This is a genomic window from Patescibacteria group bacterium (assembly GCA_041675205.1).
Classification (GTDB): domain Bacteria; phylum Patescibacteriota; class Patescibacteriia; order GWA2-46-9; family GWA2-46-9; genus JBAYUF01.
The window spans coordinates 1-4,792 of record JBAYUF010000017.1 but is presented as its reverse complement, the minus strand read 5'-3'; the positions used below and the strand labels follow the sequence as shown (position 1 = coordinate 4,792).

At 47.3% G+C, this 4,792-nt stretch carries 4 protein-coding genes; all 4 read right to left on the bottom strand.

The genetic code is table 11. From position 1 onward, the window contains the following. A partial coding sequence (locus WC052_05780; GenBank protein ID MFA7287144.1) for a hypothetical protein occupies positions 1-983 on the bottom strand: 983 nt, incomplete at its 3' end. Between the two features lie 229 nt (positions 984-1,212). Further along, positions 1,213-2,766: a hypothetical protein gene (locus WC052_05775; GenBank protein ID MFA7287143.1), complete on the bottom strand. Its 1,554-nt coding sequence runs from the start codon at positions 2,764-2,766 to the stop codon at positions 1,213-1,215. 99 nt (positions 2,767-2,865) lie between these two features. Further along, positions 2,866-3,054, bottom strand: a complete 189-nt coding sequence (locus WC052_05770) for a hypothetical protein (GenBank protein ID MFA7287142.1) — start codon at positions 3,052-3,054, stop codon at positions 2,866-2,868. 72 nt (positions 3,055-3,126) lie between these two features. After that, positions 3,127-4,098, bottom strand: coding sequence for a hypothetical protein (locus WC052_05765; GenBank protein ID MFA7287141.1), 972 nt, complete (start codon positions 4,096-4,098; stop codon positions 3,127-3,129). Positions 4,099-4,792 lie beyond the last annotated feature (694 nt).

The following is a 4,792-nucleotide window of genomic DNA, read 5'->3' as shown; positions in this document are numbered from 1 at the left end:
GACTCTCGGGCCACCGACTCTCGGGCCACCGACTCTCGGGCCACCGACTCTCGGGCCACCGACTCTCGGGCCACCGACTCTCGAGACACCACAGCGGGCAGTGTTTTCGGGAGCTGGAGTTCCTCAGCAGGCAACTCGATTGGCTGCGATCGTGTGAGGGGCGGCACCGACTCAACTGACCGCAATCTTGCGGGGTGAGGCGTCGGCATCTTGAATAGCTCGGGGGGAGCGACGGACGGTAACTGAGCCGCGACTGGAGCGACGGACGGTAACTGAGTCGCGGCTGGGGCGACGGACGACGGTAACTGAGTCGCGGCTGGGACGACGGGCGACGGTAACTGAGTCGCGGCTGGGACGGCGAGCGGTAACTGAATCACAGCTGGAGCGGTAATGGTCGTAGTGCGGGGGACGCTCGGCGAAACAAGGACGGGCAACGCGCGAGTAGATTCACGAGCGAGAACATCATGGTCACTGTCTGTGCTATCGTCGTCTGCAGCACCACGAGAGAGATTCTTTCGAGCACGTTTGCCCGGATTGGACAAACCAGAAGAATCGCGCTTCGTAGCAGTCGAGTGCCTCATCACATTGCGCGGCGGGGACAAGGATTCTTCACGAGCCCTGGCGACTACGGTATTCGGTAGCTGAACTTCACGATCCTCAACCTGAGATTCGGTCAACTTTTCGCATAACTCCAAACCACTAACAGAGATTATCGAAGATGATGAATCAGTCGGTTGAACGTGTGCAATATCTTCGATCGATTGAGATATCACAATCGGATCATACACCTTATATCCGCGCGCGGTTACTTTCTCAAGTTTGATGGTTATAATAGTCGTCAATGATTCAAATCGAAGGTTTACAATATCTCCTATACATAGGCAGGTACTAGCCGTCTTTCGAACACGAAGGGATCGGTCCCCCACAATTGTTAAAGAATCGTAATACGTTGATTTGCTACCAATGTTTTCAAATGCAATCATATGATTTCGAGCACTAACAACCCATCGCACAATTGTATTATTCTTAGAGCCAACTACATATAGAGCAGTTGTATGAACATTCATTCGGACGACTGTTTGGCTACTGTCCGTGGTGTGAACATCGTATACTCGCAACATCGTTCCTAGAGGTCTGGTTCATTACATTCAAATAGCTTCAATTTTAAGCACCAAAAATTCGGCAAATAATGCACTAGAAGAGATCATTGATCTAATTTTTGCTAGTAACTCTCTTTAAAACTTCATTCGAGATGGTGTGGTGTCGCACCGCATCCTGGTTAATCTCATTCAGAAGGTTACGCAATCGTCGTCGATTACTTGATATCTCCGCCAAGTTGCCCAGTCGCATGTAGTCCTGACTGAGAGCGGCTTCCAGTTCACGAATTTTCTTACTCACGTCCACGAATCGTTCGAACATCTCTTTGCTGGAATATGTTTCGATTAGTTGTTTGTACTCGGTGTACAGTCCGCGCAACGTATTTTCGATGATGACAATCTCGGTTTTGAGCATTTCTGACTGCTCCTCTGTTTGATCGGCGGCCGACAGTGGCTGCGATGGCGGCAATGGTGTCTGCGCCTGCGATGGTGTCTGCGTCTGTGCCTGCAACGGCGGCTGTGTCGGCGCCTGCAACGGTCTGGGTGGAGGGTTTCGAGCTCTCGGCGTATTCTGCTGTAGTTCTTCAACAAGAAGTGGCGGCAATTCAATCGTTTGCGATCGTGTAAGAGGGGGCACCGACTCAACCGATCGCAATCTCGCCGGGAGCGGGGCCGGCATTCTGAACAGCTCAGCAGGTTCGGCTCGTACCGCTTGTTCCGGCACGGGCCGAAACGCAGTCGCGGTGGCCGGAATGAAGATAGTAGTGCGGGGAGCATTGTCGACAGAGGTCGTGATTGGCGCAGCGGCGGGTGCGTTTGGCTCAACGACCATGTTCGATTCGGCGGCGACGGGCAAGTTTGATCCGGCAGCGACGGGCAAGTTTGATTTGGCGGCGGGCAAGCTTGATTCGACGACGGCAGGCTCGCTTGGTTCGACGGCGACGGGTTCGGGCTCGGGGCTTGTCGCCGGCGCGACGACGGAAGCCGACCCTCGGCGGGTGCCGTCATCATAGTCGCTGTCGGTGCCGGCATCGTAGTCGGTGAGCATGAGGGTATCACGACCGTCGCTAGGGGGCGTGTCATCAGGCACATAGCGAGAGGGAGTCTTCCGAGCACGCTTGCCAGAGCCGGGCAAGCCCGGCGACGACCGCTTAGTGGCCGTCGACCGTACCACCACATTGTGCGGCGAGGACGAAGACTCTTCTCGAGCCCTGGCAACAACAGCAGCCAATAACTGAACGTCCTGGTCCTCGATTTGAGAATCCGTCAACTCGTCGGCCCCCTGACTATCGGCGGAAGACGAAGAGTCTGTCAGCCGAAAGTGTGCAGAGTCTTCGGATGTACGATGAAGTACATCTGGAGCATGCGCGCGAACGCCCCCTCCATAGTATTTCTCGAGTCTAATGGTCACCAGTGACAAAGCCGACTCAAATCGAAGCACAATAATGTTCCCCGGATGTATGACGGTACCTGCGACAGCTCGTCTGACACGAATCGAACATGATCCATCGAATCGTAATGAGTTTTGGTACACTGATCGCCCAGAAAGATTTTCGAATGAAACCATGCAATTCTTGGCACGAACGACCCATCGACCGCTTGTGAGAACGCCCATTCGAATGGATTTGGCGTTAACAGGGCTAACATCAGTCAATCGCAGAGCGGTCATATTGTTTCAGAAGGTTCGGTACAGTACTCTCAAATGGCTTCAATTTTAAAATCCGCAAAATAGCGCATTACTTCCGAACCTATCTAGACGAGAGATAGTTCAACCGTCTTCCCCAATAGTATCGACCATTCGCCGAATAAGCATCGCAATCTCCTCATCGATGGGGGCGGAATCGACCTCGACCGACGGGGGTTCCACCACAAGCATTCTAGCCGCGGCAAACAGGAAGCTGTGGTCCGCCACATTCTTCATCCGGCGCAGAAACAACTCGATTTTCGTGATCTCCACGATTGTCAATGTGTTTCGCCGAGCACTCATCAGCTGAGTGTTTAAAAAATTCAATTTTGTTTGGACCAGACATCAGGACCTTCGGACCTGCTTATCAATGGGAACATTGTTAGCTAAATGAGCTACCAGTGGTGCTTTAACTCTCTTAATGTATTCTTCTGGCTCCGCATTATACATCATCCTAGCGATTGCCGCAGCATTCAATGTTTCAGATGGAACTTTAGAAATGTTCTTGGGATTAAGAACAACTCTACCAACAGATTCATTGACACCATTGAGAAGTCGAGCAGATGCGTCACTCAGACAAATGGTTTTCCATACACCCGATGAATGATAAGCAATGACCTGATCAGACCTCTTAGGATTCAAATAAATGTTCTGAGCAGAGGGGTCTGTATGTGCTCTGCGGACCAAATCCATAAGCATCTCTGCAACAAATGGTGGAGCTATCTTCATATCGGTGCGTTCATAATCATGAAATCCGACAAACTCTTGCAATTTTTCATTTTCATCAAATACGGCGATAATATCATCTGCGTCAACACAGATGGGTGAATCACCATCCCATGGAATCATCACAATATTGTTCTGTTGTATGTTGTTTTGTTGTTGTATGTTGTTTTGTTGTTGTATGTTGTTTTGTTGTATATTGACCTGAATATTGTTTTGTACATTGTTGGTTATATTATGTTGTTGAAGAATAGTATTGACTGCTTCTGGCCCTAAATTCACTGCCAGAGTTTTCCCAAGCTCTACGAATTTTTGTTGAGCCTCCGCCACCTCAGATTTAGTTGGTTTTTGTTTACAACTATACCTCTGATGGCGAATCAGATTACTTCTACTAGAATATTCACATTGACAGTAAATACATTTATTAGAGATGATCTGATATGTCATCACCTGTTTTTCGTCATCAGCAACTACTGTTTTAAATACCGTAGCCGCTGTCTCAACTGCCGTGGCTGACGTCTCAACTACAGCAATTGTTGGCTCAATTATCGCAACGGTAGTTAATGGTTCGGTAGCACATGGTGTTTTTCGCATATAGTGTCTCCTCAGATGAGCACTTCTAGTGAACACCCTATCACATTTTGCGCAACGTGGAGACGATGCAGCGTCATCTAGCTCCCGTATATTCTTGTCCGAATTCATTGTTATGCTAGCATGGGTTATTCTTTAATAGTATTTCATGAAAATTTTATTTGTTATAATGTTATTTTATTTATATATAAATACTGATGATTTCAGTGATAAAGATAATATATTAATTACTATGACGATTTATGGTCAATAATTCAATTCGAATAATGATTATGATAATATTTTTAGCCGCCATCAGGATTGCCCCCACTTTCGACCCAACCCAAAAACTAATTTTTACGACAGAAATTAACGGGTTTTGAGAAAGTATATATGTCGTTTTTTCAAGTTTCATTTCATTTAAACACTTAATTACTGAGATTAAAAAAATCATAAATTAAGATCAGAAAAGGGAGAAAAGGGTTGGAACTATGGTAGATTAAGACTGTAGCTGATGGAATGTGGAAAAATAATATTATAGCGACTTGTAAAATTTCTATGTTTTGTATCTAGTGTCATGACTCTGCGGGGTTTGCCCAATGTTAGGATTTTGCACGGGGGGGGGGGGGGGGGGGAAAAAAAATAAATTTAAAAAGTTTTTACAAATTTCCAATTCTTTTAAAAAAACAAAAAAAAAAAAAAATTAAAAACCAAAAAT